Below are 12,860 nucleotides of genomic sequence, written 5' to 3' on the forward strand. Positions count from 1 at the left end.
TGCCATCCGAGACTGACGATCTACCGGAAACCGGAGAAAGCGGCTCGTGGGGCGTACTCTGATCTTGCGATTGCTCGATGCAATCCCGACCGTCTTCCTGGTGCTGGTCCTCGTCTTCTTCGCGATGCGCATCCTGCCGGGCGATCCGGCGCTGGCAGCGCTCGGTGATACGGCGACGCCCGAGCAGCTTGCGATCCTGCGCGAACAAATGGGGCTGAACGATCCGCTCTGGCTGCAATTCGTGACCTTCGTGCGTGGCGTGTTCACGCTGGACTTCGGCACATCCTTGTCGAACGGACGCCAGGTCACCCAGCTCATCGCCTACAATCTGCCCTACACGATCGAACTGACGATCGTCGCCATGATCATGGGTGTCCTCGCCGGGGTGCCGCTCGGGGTCATGGCGGCGACGCATCGCAACAAGCTGCCGGACAGCGGCGTCCGCGTATTCTCGCTGATCGGCTATGCGGTCCCCGACTTCTATCTGGGGGCGCTTCTGCTCATCACCTTCGCGCTCAATCTCGGATGGTTCCCCATCAACGGCGGCGGCGAAGGATTTGCCGACCGATTGTACCATGTCTTCCTGCCTGCGCTGACGCTCGCCTTCGTCAAGGCGGCCTTCATCGGCCGGCTCACCAGAACCTCGCTCCTCGAGGTTCTCGGGAAGGATTTCGTGCGCACCGCTCGCGCCAAGGGCGCGACGGAACGCCGGGTCATCTATCGTCACGGCCTGCGCAATGCGCTCCTGCCAATCACGACCGGTCTCGGGCTGAGCCTTCTCGCAACGCTCTCGGGATCGGTGGCCATCGAACTGGTCTTCAATCGTCCCGGCATCGGCAAGCTGCTCGTCAATGCCATTTCGGAACGCGATTACGCGGTCATCCAGGGCGGAGTCGTGGTCTTCGCCATCATTGTCGTGGCCGTCAATCTCATCATGGACCTCGTCTACATCATGGTCGATCCCCGTATGCGAGGAAACTAATGAGCCTCATCAGCGATGCGCGGCCGAGCCTGCCGCCCCAGCCCTCGACGCTCGACTTGCTGCGCACGACGCTTTTCAGCAAGCCGGGAACGATATTCGCCGTCGCCATCATCGTCGTCTTTGTATTCGTCGCGGCCTTCGCGCCGTTTCTTGCTCCTTACGATCCGCTCTCGCAATCGATGATCAAGATCAACCGGCTGCCGAGCGCTGCAAATTGGCTCGGGACTGATCAGTTCGGGCGCGACGTCCTTTCGCGTATCATCTACGGATCGAGAAACTCGCTGCTGTTCGGCCTGATCTCGCCCTTCTGCGCGGCGGTGGTGGGCAGCGCACTCGGTATCCTCGCGGGCTATTTCGGCGGCATCGTCGACCGCATCATCTCGCGGGTCGTCGACCTTTTGCTCGCCTTCCCCGAACTGCTCCTTGCCATCCTCATCGCGGCGGTGCTCGGCGGCGGCTTCTGGAACGTCATCTTCGTCATCACGGTCGCCTTCGTCCCCGGCTTCGCCCGCGTCGCACGCGCGCAGACCATGGCCGCCAAGCGCGAGCCCTATGTCGAGGCGGCCATCGCGGTCGGGGTGCGGACGCCCGTCATCATCATCAGGCACATCATTCCGAACATCATGGCGCCCATCGTCGTGCTTGCGATGCTCTGGGTTGCTTCGGCGATCCGCCTTGAGGCGTCGCTGAGCTTCCTCGGCATCGGCACGCAGCCACCCAATCCGAGCTGGGGCAACATCATCCGCGACGGCCTCAACAACATCTTCGGTTCGCCATGGCCCATCATCGGCGCGGGTGCAGCCATCACGCTCGTCGTGCTCGCCTTCAATCTGGTCGGGGATGCGATCCGCGATGCGCTCGATCCATCCACTTCGTCCGAGTGAGGCGGGAGAGATCATGACGGCCACGAATTCCCCGCCTGTTCTCTCGGTTCGCGATCTGAGGACCAGCTTCCGTTCGCCGACCGGGTGGACCGAGATCGTCAAGGGCATCTCCTTCGATGTCGAATCGAGCCGGACCTTGGCGGTGGTCGGTGAATCGGGCTCGGGCAAGAGCGTTACCGCGCTTTCGATCATGCGCCTTCTCGACCCAGCCTCGAGCCGGATCGAGGGATCGGTGTCGCTCGCCGGTCAGGAACTGATCGGCCTTCCCGAGCCGCAGATGCGCCTCGTGCGCGGCCGGAAGATTGGTATGGTCTTCCAGGAGGCGCTGACCAGTCTCAATCCCTTGGCCCGCATCGGCGATCAGATCGCGGAAGTGCTGACCATTCATGGCCAGACAAGCCGCGCCGCCGCGAGGGCAGAAGCCGTGCGGCTGCTCGAGCGCGTCAAGATTCCGGCCGCCAAGGCTCGCTCCGGGGACCTTCCGCACAGCCTTTCGGGCGGCATGCGCCAGCGTGTCATGATCGCGATGGCGCTCGCCTGCAAGCCGAACCTCCTGATTGCCGACGAGCCGACCACCGCGCTCGACGTCACCATCCAGGCCCAGATCCTGCAACTCATCAAGGAATTGCAGCAGGAAGAGGAAATGGGCGTCCTCTTCATCACCCATGACATGGGCGTCGTGGCCGAGATCGCGGATCGGACTGTGGTCATGCTGGGCGGCGAGGTCGTCGAGCAAGGTCCGACGGGCGCCATCTTCACGTCGGCCAAGAGCGCCTACACCCGGAGCCTGATTGCCGCCGTGCCGCAGCTTGGCAGCGCTCTCAGCGGGCAGCCGGAACATTTTCCGCTGATCGACAAGGCGACGGGACAACTGCGCGTCTCCGCGCCACGCCCCGACACGGTCGAACGCGCCGCGACGCCTGCGCTTTCGGTCCGCAATCTCGTCAAGCGTTTCGACATTCCTTCAGGCTTCTTCGGCGGCATCAAGGGCCGAGTGCATGCCGTAGAGAACGTATCGTTCGATCTCATGCCCGGGGAGACGCTGTCGCTTGTCGGGGAATCGGGGTGCGGAAAATCGACGACCGGCCGCACGATCATGCGCCTGACCGAACCGCAGGGCGGCGAGGTTCGCATCAACGGCACCGATGTGCTCGCCCTCGACGCCGAGCGCATGCGCGACATGCGCCGTCATATCCAGATGATCTTCCAGGATCCGTTCGCCAGCCTCAATCCGCGCATCCGCGTCGGAGAGGCAGTCGCGGAACCGTTTCTGACGCACAAGCTCGGCACCCGGGTAGAAGCGCAGGCTATGGTTGCGGATCTTCTGCAACGCGTCGGGCTCGATCCGCAGGTGGCCAATCGCTACCCGCAGCAATTCTCGGGCGGCCAGCGCCAGCGCATCTGCATTGCGCGCGCTTTGTCCCTGTCGCCGAAAGTCATCGTGGCGGACGAGTCCGTGTCCGGCCTGGATGTGTCCATCAAGGCGCAGGTGGTCAACCTGCTGCTGGATCTGCAGCAGCAACTGGGGCTCAGCTACCTTTTCATCTCGCATGACATGGCCGTGGTGGAGCGCATGAGCCACCGGGTCGCGGTCATGTATCTCGGCGAGATCGTCGAGGTGGGCCCGACCAGGTCAGTGTTCGCCAATCCGCAGCACCCGTATACGAAGCGGCTGATCGCGGCCGTTCCCGTTCCTGATCCGGCACGGCGCAATCAATTGCGCGGTGTCGATAATTTCGAGATCAAAAGTCCGATTCGCAGCGTGGATTATGTCCCGCCGATGCGGCAGTATAGGGACCTCGGTGAAGGTCATCTGGTCCAGGAGTGGTCGGGAGACTGGTCGAGCCTGGCGCCGGCGGCCTAGCTGTCCATGGTGTCGCGATCAAGGTCGCGTACGCTACAAGCGGCGGAAACGCGGGAAAAGACGGGCCGAACTCGGCTTCTGCCGCAAGAGCCCGGGTCGCCGCCGCAACGGTGGTTTGTTCTGGAGTGACCGTCGATCGGAGACGGGCAGGGCCCATCGGCCGCGCCGCTGTCTGTCGATCGCAGGGAGTCAATTGCGAGCCGCCTCGGCCGCAGATTATTGACATTGTAGCGGAATAGCCTGCCGATCGCGTTCCGAAAACGGGGCGCGTGACATCACCGCCGCGGGGCGGGAAGTGGCCGACCTTGAGGGAGGACTTTGATATGGCTTCCGTATCGCCTGGCAAGACTGAGGCTCGCGAACCGACCAGCCGGTCGGGAAGCGTGCAGTCGGTCGATCGCGCGCTCTCTCTGCTTGAAGCTCTTGGCGAGGATGAGGAAGGGTGCCGCCTGATCGATCTGGCGGGCCGGACCAATCTTTCGCCATCGACCGCGCACCGGCTGTTGACGACGCTGCAGAAGCGGCAGTTCGTCCAGTTCGATTCCACGGAGGGCCTTTGGCATGTCGGGCGCCAGAGCTTCATCGTCGGGGCGCGCTTCGTGCGCCGGCGTAATTTCGTCGCGACGGCGCTGCCCTATCTGAGGCGCCTGCGCGACTTGACGCGCGAAACCGCCAATCTCGGCTATATCGAGGATGGCGAGGTCGTCGTGCTGTCGCAGGTCGAGAGCCGCGAGATCATGCGTGCGATCAGTCGTGTCGGTGGGCATGTGCCGATCGTGAATTCGGGGCTGGGCAAGGCCATCCTCGCCACCTATTCGCCGGCGGAGGTCGCCGCCAGCGTGGCCGTGCGCGGCATGCAGCGTTTCACGCAAAAGTCCATCCTGCGCATGTCGGCGCTGAAGCAGGAGTTGGAGCGCGTGCGCAGCTCAGGCTATGCGGTCGACGACGAGGAATATCAGGTCGGGCTGCGCTGCATCGCGGCCACCGTCTACGATTCCCACTCGGAAGTTCTTTGCGCCGTTTCCGTATCTGGCCTGACCGCGCGCCTCACCTATGAACGCGTCGAGCCGGTCGGCGAAGTCGTCGCGCAGATAGCGCGGGAATTGACGATCTCGCTCGGCGGACGAGCACCGGGAAACGAATAGAGGACGCTGTAGAGGCGCGCACCGGCGGCAAGTTGTTTTCACGATGCGGAATGCTTCTGCATCGTGAAAAGCAAGACTAATTCCGGCCGACGCGATCAGCGCCTCGCATAACGTGTGTTCAGCGCATCCATGTATGTGCATCGGGGCGGGAGGAAAATGATGATAAACCGGCGGACATTTCTGAAAGTTGGTGCGGCGGGCGCGTTCATCGCCAGCGGCGCAGGCCGAGCTGCCTTCGCCGCGGCGGAGAGCGGCACTTTGAGGGTCGCCTTTGCAGCAGGCGGGCCGCGCAATTTCGACGCCGCCAAGATCAACCAGGGCGCCGATGCCTGGACCATCAACCATGTCTATGATCGCCTGGTGACGGCGCCCCTCGGACGATATCCGAAGAGCCTCGACGAGTTGCAGCCGAGCCTCGCATTGTCCTGGACGGTTTCGGAGGATGCGCGAACCTGGACCTTCAAGCTGCGCGAAGGCGTGCAATTCCAGAAGGGCTATGGCGCGATGACGTCGGACGACGTCAAATACTCGCTGGAGCGGATGCTGGATCCGAAGCGTTCAGGCACCACCCGCGCGGTCTTCGAGAATATCGAGAGCATCGAGCCGGACGGGCCCTACAGCGTCGTCTTCAAGCTGAAGCGTCCCGATCCGCTGTTTCCCGTGAGTTCGCTGCTCGGCTATTCCACCAATATCATGTCGCGGAAGGCGATCGAGGAGAAGGGCGAGAAGGCCATCGAGTTCGATCCGATCGGTACCGGACCCTATCAGGTGGAGAAGGTTTACGAGAACCCCGCTGACGGCGTCATGCTGACGGCCAATTCGCAGTTCTGGGGCCAGCAACCGGCAACGCCGCGCATCCATTTCAGCTATGTGGCGGATACGACCGCGCGCACACTGGCACTGCTCTCCGGCGATCTCGACATGATCGAGGGTGTGCGTGCGCCGGGCTGGGTCCCCTCGCTCCAGCAGAAGCAGCCGGGCCTCGGGTTCGACGTTTCCCGGCCCGGCAGCTTCTTCGGCATGCATGTCAATCTGAAGATCAAGCCCTTCGACGATCTGCGCGTGCGCCAGGGCATCTTCTACGCCATCGACCGCAAGGAGATCGCAGACGCCATGGCTCCGTTCGGGGCCGAGACCTTCGGCGTCAATCCGCCGAGTTTCCTCGGCGCCTTTACGGCCGAAACCATTCCCGCCGATATCCGCTACAACGTAGACGTCGACAAATCCAAGGCGTTGCTGGCCGAAGCAGGTCTGCCGAACTTCACCTTTGATGCCTATACATCGCAGCGCGAAGATTATTCCTCCATCGCCCTGATGATCCAGGAACAGCTTCGCCGCGCCGGCATCACCATGAACCTGACGGTCAAGGAACATACGACGTTCCATGCCAATCAGGTGTCCGGCACCAATACGCTCTCGATGCTGTCGGCGGCGTTCCCGCCCGTTCCGACAATGCCTCTGCTGCAGTATCTCTCTTCGACCAGCGCCGAGCCGGGCGGGCAGAATCTGAGCCGCTACGGCCTCGCAATGCCGGGTATTGACGACAAGATCGAGGCGGCCCTCTCCGAAGCCAATCTCGACAAGCGCCTCGAACTGGTGCGCGAGGCCGAGGCGCAGGTTCTGCGCGACGCAGTCTATCTTCCGATCTGCACCAATGGATTCCTGATGGTGCGAAGGGGCGGGGTCGAACTCGGCTACGAGGTGGTGTCGGGCGGCTCCGACTGGGATCTCACGCGGACGACGATCACCTGACCAGAGTATACGGCCGTTGACGATGCCTCATCGGCCATGACTGCGCCGCCCGTCCGGGCGGCGCCTTTTTCCCGGAGTTGGATATCCATGGCCTGGCCGAATGCCGTGCGTCTTGCCGTCTCGCACTCGTCGTCCCCCGTCCTCTGGGCGCTGGGAGAGCTGCAGTCGAGCCTCGGGAAGCGCAAGATCGCCCTCGACGCCGACGCACCCTTCGAAATCGCGCTAGAAGCTGCGCCCGCGGAGCTTGCGATATCCGATCGGCCGGAGAGCTACGCGCTTTTCGAAACGGAGGGCGGGATCGGCATTTGGGGCGCCGACGAGCGCGGCCTCGTCTACGCGCTGACCGAACTGGCCGATCGCGTGTCGCATGCGGTGCCGGGCGAAGCGCTTTTCGGTCAATTTCCGATTGCCGAGACGCCGACCGCGGCGGTGCGATCCATTGCAAGGCTCTTCTGCAGTGAGGAAGAGGACAAGATCTGGTTCTACGACCGGAACCAGTGGTCTGCCTATCTCGACATGCTGGCCTCAAACAGGATCAACCGGTTCTCGCTGACCCTCGGCATGGGCTATAACTATCCAGGTCACAATCTCTGGATCACGGACGTCTATTTCTACTTCGCCTATCCTTACCTGCTCGATATGCCTGGCTACGGCGTGGAAGTCGAAGGACTGAGCAGAGCCGAGCGCCAGCACAATCTCGAGACCTTGCAGTTTGTCGCTCGGGAGACGGCAAGGCGCGGCATGGAATTCCAGCTTGCGCTCTGGACGCAGCGCTACGATTTTGACGATGTTCCAAGGGCGCGCCAGGCGGTGATGGGCGTGACCGCCGACAATCTCGCACCCTATTGCCGGGACGCCGTTGCCGCGCTCCTGACGGAAGTGCCCGAGATCACCGGGATCACCTTCCGCGTTCATGTCGAGGGCGGCATTTCCGAAGGTGACTATCACTTCTGGGAGGAGGTCTTTGCCGGCGTGGCGGCTGCGGGCCGTCCCGTCGAGATCGATATGCACGGCAAGGGTCTCGACTACGAGATGCTCGATGTCGCGCGCCGGAGCGGCATGCCCTTCGCGGCTTCGCCCAAATACATGTCCGAGCATCTGGGCCTGCCCTATCATCAATCCGCGATCCGCAATCGCGAATATCCGAAGAACCCGGAGCGCAGCGATCGCGAGCGGATCAGCGCCGGGTCGCGCAGCTTCCTGCGCTACAGCTATGGCGACCTTCTTCAGAAGGACAAGGACTACAAGGTCATCTTCCGCATCTGGCCGGGGACGCAGCGCGTGCTGCTCTGGGGAGATCCGGAACTGGCGGCGGGCTACGGGCGCAGTTCGATGTTCGCCGGCGCTGATGGCGTCGAGCTTTGCGAGCCGCTGAGCTTCAAGGGACGCATGGGAACGGGCATACCCGGCGGGCGCCTCAACTATCAGCGCCAGGACCTGCTGCCGCGCTATGACTGGGAAAAATATCGCTACCAATACCGCGTCTGGGGGCGGCTTCTCTACAATCCCGAAGCGCCGCGCGACAGCTGGATGCGCGAACTGCGCAGCGAATGCGGGGACGCGGCCGATCTGTGCGAGCGGGCCCTCGGCCTCGCGAGCCGTGTTCTGCCGCTCGTCTCCATCGCGCACGCGCCCTCCGCATCCAACAACCACTACTGGCCGGAAATCTATACGAATATCAGCCTCATCCCGGGCAATAACGGCCGAGCCTATGCGTTCGATATGGAGGGGGAGGCGCGCTTCGGGAACGTCGCCACGTTCGATTTCGAGCTCTTCTCCAGTCCGCGAGAATATGCGGAGAGCCTTCTGGCGGGTCGATTGGATCATCGCTATTCGCCGCTCGATGTCGCGGATTGGCTCGAGGAAATCGCGGCCGGCGTCGAGCACGCCCTCATCGATATCAAGGCCCGCCGGGCAGCCGGCAGGGTCTCCGTCCAGCGCCTTGTCATCGATGCCGGCATCGCGGCCGGGATTGCGCGGTTCTTCGCCGAGCGCTTCCGCGCCGCCATCTATGCCGAGATATGGCTCGCGACCCATGTGACCTCGGTGATCGACACGGCGCTCGACTATGTTCGCCGTTCCGTGACGGCCTGGGAAGGCGTCGCCGCGATCAGCCGCGAGGTCTATGACAACGACATAACCTACGGGCCGCAGAGCTGGATGCGGGGCTCATGGCACACGCGGCTCGATGAGATCAGGGCCGAAATCCTGGACATCGAAGCCTCGCGGGGGGCGGTCAAGAATTATACTGGAGCCGGACAAGGCAACACCACGCCGATGACGCCCGCGGTCGAGGCAGCGCTCGCCGCCATTGCGAGCCGCCGGCCCGTCGCCGGAAGGCGGCTCGCGACAAAGGCTTCTGAGCGAGTTAATGCCGGCCAACCCTTCGAGGTGCGGGTCGAGGGGCGTTTCGACGCTCCGCCGATGCTGCATTATCGTCACGTCAACCAGGCCGAGCGCTGGACGACATTGCCGATGATGCCTTCCGACGGGGCCTTTGTCGGAGTGATTCCGGCTGACTACACGGAGAGCCGCTTCCATCTCCAGTATTTCGTCACGGCCTCCGTCGATGAGGCCGCCGTTATCTCGCCGGGGCTCGCCGGCAATCTCGCCAACGAGCCCTACGACACCGCTCTGCAGGCCTGAGCGGCGGCAGGAACGGCTGGCCGAAATAGCGTGACCGGCTCCATGAGCCGGTCCGCTCGAATGCAACTAAAGTCCCGCGCGCTCCGCCAGACCCTCCTGGCGGATGTCGACATATTGGCCGGCGAGGTCGTCGCCGGCGCCCGAGGCGAGCCAGGCGATGATGCGAGCCGGGCGCTCTGGCGGGGCGAGGTTCTCGCGCGGGATGTTCGAGACCTCGTTGATCCGCGCGGCGCGGATATTCGCCTGCATGCCGGTATCGACGAGACCCGGCGCGAAGGCGAAGCCGCGAATGCCGAGCCCTGCGCCTTCAAGCTCAATCGAGCGGGTCAGCATCAGAAGTGCCGCCTTGGACGCGCAGTACGCGGCCCAGCCGAGCAGCGGCTGGTTTGAAGCGCCGCTGACGACGTTGATGACTCGCCCGCCTTTGGCCGAGAAGTGCGACCAGAGCGCCGAGGTCAGCGCGGCCGGTCCGCTGATATTGACGGTCATGGCGTGATCGAAGCTGACTGCGTCGAGTTCGCCGAGCGTCGCCATCGGCGCGATCGTCGCAGCGTTGTTGACGAGAATGTCGATGCCGCCGGCCGGCGCCAGCGCCGCCTCGATCCTGGCCGGAATGCCCGGGATATCGGCCACATCGAGCGCAAGATCGAAGGCGCGCCCGCCTGATTTCGTCACCGTTTCGACGGTGGCATTGCAATCGCCCGCCTTGCGACCGCACGCGATGACCGTCGCGCCAGCCCTGGCCAACGCCTCGACCGTTGCTGCACCGAGACCGCTGCGCGCGCCGGTAACGAGTGCGACCTTGCCTTCAAGGCTCATCATGAATTCGGTCCCTTTTCTGCCGCCGTGCGGACGTCATCGTCGCGGGGTGCCGCAGCATAGGCCTGGAAGCCGCCGGTGATGTTGATCATCTCGCCGGTCACGAACGTCGTATCCGGTCCAAGCAGCCAGGCGACGCCGCCAGCGACATCCTCGGGCGTGCACCAGCGGCCAAGCGGGATGGTCGAGATCACCTGCTGTTCGAAATCCTCCCAGCTCTTGCCGAGCTTGTCGGCCTTGGCGCGGAAGGCGGCTTCCATGCCGGTGCCAGGGCCGACATGACCGGGCGCAATTGCGTTCACGCGGACGCCGCTCGACGCCATCTCGACAGCGAGGCACTGGGTCAGGCCCCAGACGGCATTCTTCGACGATACATAGACTGAGGAAAACGGATTGCCGAAGCCGAGCTTGGTGATGATGTTGACGATCTGGCCGGAGCGCTGCTGGGCCATGATCCGCGCCGCCTCGCGGCACATCAGGAAAGTGCCGCGGCTGTTGACGCGGAAGATGCGGTCCCAATCGACCGCGCTTGTCTCGACGACGAGCGACTGCATGTGGATGCCAGCATTGTTGATGACGGCTTTCAACCCGCCATGGCGCTCCGCCACGGCGTTGACGCCGGTGACGACCGAGACTTCCTCGCCGATATCGAGTTCCTCGAAATCGCAGCCGATCAATTCGGCCGCCGCCCTGGCAGCGGCGCGGTCGCGATCGGCAACGACGACCTTGTTGCCGTCGCGATGCAGGCGCGTGCAGATGACTCGGCCGATGCCGCCGGCGCCTCCGGTGACGATGACGGCGCTCATGCTGCGCTCCAGGTGCGGAACAGATCGCGCATCTTGATGGTCTCCGTCAGCACGTCTTCGTGCAGCGTGTCGAAATAGCCTTGGTGAACATATTCCGCCGACAGCCAGCCCTGATAGCCGGCATCGCGAAAGGTCGAGAACATGGCCGGGAAGTTCATCGTGCCTTCCTCCATCTTTGCCTGTAGCGCGCCAGGGCGCGCCTGGCGCAGATGCGCATGGGCGAACCACGGTGCAAGGACGTCAATCTCCTCCTGTCGATAGCCGGAGACCGCGAAATGGGCGTAGTCGATTGCGAGCTTCACGCCGGGCGCGCGTTCGCACATCTCGGCCGTGATTGCCGGGCTTTCGAGATAGGAATGGACATGCGGCTCGACGCAGACGGTGACACCGGCCCTGGCGCCGGCCTCGACCAGCGGCTTCAGCGATTCCACGGTCTCGGCGAGCGCCTGGCTGCGGCTCTGCGCGCCGTTGATGACGCCCGGCAGGATGAAGATGGTCGGGGAACCGATAGCGGCGCAGAATTCCAGCGCCTTCGAGAAGTCAGCCTCGTTTTCCTTGCGCCACGCCGGATCGGCGAGGTTGCGCTCTGCCACCGAGTTTCCGAACAGATGATAGAGGTTCGAGACCGCGACCGGCAGCCGCGCCTTTATTTCGTCGGCATATGATCTCGGCGCTGCCAGCAGCCGCTGCTTGTCGAGGGCCGAGCGGTAGAAGTAGCCGATGTCGATCGCCTCGATACCAAGCACCTTGGCGAGGCCGCCGACCTCGTCGAGGGTCAGCTGCGGAAACGACCAGCTGGTGACGCTGAAGCGGATCATCCGACCTTCTCCATCTGGCCGCTTGCGGCCGAGCGATACATGGCGTCGAGCAGCAGGCTCGCCCGCATTCCGACCGTTCCATCGGCGGGATTGACGACATCCGCGCCGCGGCAGAGCTCGACGAGCAGCGCGATCGGCGCGACGGATTCGTAAGCGCCCGCATCGGCAGGCAATTGCTCGATATGGGTCTTGCCGTCATGGCGGATGACTTCGCAGCGCGCGCGCTCGATGTCAAAGAGCAGCATGCCTTCCGTCCCGAAAATGCGGATATCCATCTGGTAGCTTCGCGATTTCGGCACGGTCGCCGCACCGGACAGCGAGATGGTGGCACCGTTCTCCAGTTCGACCACGGCGGCATCGTAGAAGTCGACGCCGGCCGGCGAGAGGCCGGTCTTGGCGAAGACGCGGACCGGATCGAGATCGACCATGCTGAACAGCGCGCCGAGGCCGTGGGTCAGCTGGCCCCAGCCATAGCCGCCGGCCTTGGCGGGGTCGGCCCAGGTCGAAGCCGGCGGGCGGAACAGATGATCCTTGGTCTCGACCATCTGCTCGCCGCCAAAGAGATCCGAGAGCGCCGAGGCCATCTGCGCCACGACATGGCGGACCTCGCCGATCCAGCCATCGGCGACAAGGCGGTGCGCGAGCGCCGTGATCGGTTTGAAGTTCCAGCCATAGGGGAGGATGATCTCGACGCCGTTCGCCTTTGCCGTCTCGACTAGCATGCGGGCGTCGCCCGCATTGGTTGCCATCGGCTTTTCGATCAGCGTGTGCAAGCCCCGCGACAGCGCCATGTGGCCATGCTCGGCGTGAAAAGTGTGCGGCGATGCGACGACGACGCCATGCAGTGTCTCGCTCGCCAGCATTTCGGCCGTATGGAGATAGGGCTTCACGCGCGGAAATTCGGCCGCGACCTTGGCGAGGCCATCGGCATCGGGGCGGCTGACAGCGACTGAGCCGACGTGCGGATTGGCGAGCAGCGCTGGAATGTGGCTGAGCGTCGCCCACCAGCCGGCGCCAATGACGCCGATATTGATCTTCTCGGGCATGGGCCCCTCCCTCCCATTTCTCGTGAATGCTTGAGGACGCACAGCCTCCTCCGGCAGTGCGTCCTGATGGGCGGCCCCCCCCCGCAGCCCCCGCCCCC

The 12,860-nt window shown here is 63.9% G+C and carries 10 protein-coding genes; 6 read left to right on the top strand and 4 right to left on the bottom strand.

Annotation, left to right across the window (positions count from 1 at the left end; all coding sequences use genetic code 11):
* Window positions 1-46 precede the first annotated feature (46 nt).
* From LB518_RS19320 to LB518_RS19345, 6 genes are all read left to right on the top strand, one after another.
* Window positions 47-982 (top strand): ABC transporter permease, encoded by a 936-nt coding sequence (locus LB518_RS19320; protein ID WP_224579443.1) that lies wholly within the window; start codon window positions 47-49, stop codon window positions 980-982.
* Window positions 982-1,866: an ABC transporter permease gene (locus LB518_RS19325; protein ID WP_224579444.1), complete on the top strand. Its 885-nt coding sequence runs from the start codon at window positions 982-984 to the stop codon at window positions 1,864-1,866. The genes LB518_RS19320 and LB518_RS19325 overlap by 1 nt, the downstream gene beginning before the upstream one ends.
* Before the next feature lie 13 nt (window positions 1,867-1,879).
* On the top strand, window positions 1,880-3,730 hold the full coding sequence (locus tag LB518_RS19330; protein ID WP_224579445.1) for an ABC transporter ATP-binding protein: 1,851 nt from the start codon (window positions 1,880-1,882) through the stop codon (window positions 3,728-3,730).
* A 323-nt stretch (window positions 3,731-4,053) separates the two neighbouring features.
* Complete coding sequence (locus LB518_RS19335) at window positions 4,054-4,875, top strand: IclR family transcriptional regulator (RefSeq protein ID WP_224579446.1); 822 nt, start codon at window positions 4,054-4,056, stop codon at window positions 4,873-4,875.
* Window positions 4,876-5,034: 159 nt separating this feature from the next.
* Window positions 5,035-6,627 (top strand): ABC transporter substrate-binding protein, encoded by a 1,593-nt coding sequence (locus tag LB518_RS19340; RefSeq protein WP_224579447.1) that lies wholly within the window; start codon window positions 5,035-5,037, stop codon window positions 6,625-6,627.
* A gap of 87 nt (window positions 6,628-6,714) precedes the next feature.
* Window positions 6,715-9,273, top strand: a complete 2,559-nt coding sequence (locus LB518_RS19345; protein WP_224579448.1) for a hypothetical protein — start codon at window positions 6,715-6,717, stop codon at window positions 9,271-9,273.
* A 66-nt stretch (window positions 9,274-9,339) separates the two neighbouring features.
* On the opposite strand, the gene LB518_RS19350 is transcribed toward LB518_RS19345, so the two are convergent.
* Genes LB518_RS19350 through LB518_RS19365 form a run of 4 tightly spaced genes read right to left on the bottom strand, consistent with a single transcriptional unit; the run spans window position 9,340 to window position 12,762 of the window.
* On the bottom strand, window positions 9,340-10,095 hold the full coding sequence (locus tag LB518_RS19350) for an SDR family NAD(P)-dependent oxidoreductase (protein ID WP_224579449.1): 756 nt from the start codon (window positions 10,093-10,095) through the stop codon (window positions 9,340-9,342).
* Window positions 10,092-10,898, bottom strand: coding sequence for an SDR family NAD(P)-dependent oxidoreductase (locus tag LB518_RS19355; protein WP_224579450.1), 807 nt, complete (start codon window positions 10,896-10,898; stop codon window positions 10,092-10,094). The genes LB518_RS19350 and LB518_RS19355 overlap by 4 nt, the downstream gene beginning before the upstream one ends.
* Window positions 10,895-11,716: a sugar phosphate isomerase/epimerase family protein gene (locus LB518_RS19360; protein ID WP_224579451.1), complete on the bottom strand. Its 822-nt coding sequence runs from the start codon at window positions 11,714-11,716 to the stop codon at window positions 10,895-10,897. The genes LB518_RS19355 and LB518_RS19360 overlap by 4 nt, the downstream gene beginning before the upstream one ends.
* Window positions 11,713-12,762, bottom strand: coding sequence for a Gfo/Idh/MocA family protein (locus LB518_RS19365; RefSeq protein WP_224579452.1), 1,050 nt, complete (start codon window positions 12,760-12,762; stop codon window positions 11,713-11,715). Before LB518_RS19365 ends, LB518_RS19360 begins: the two co-directional genes overlap by 4 nt.
* Between the last annotated feature and the right edge of the window lie 98 nt (window positions 12,763-12,860).

The sequence above is a fragment of the Mesorhizobium sp. BR1-1-16 genome (assembly GCF_020165495.1).
Taxonomy (GTDB): Bacteria; Pseudomonadota; Alphaproteobacteria; order Rhizobiales; family Kaistiaceae; genus Kaistia.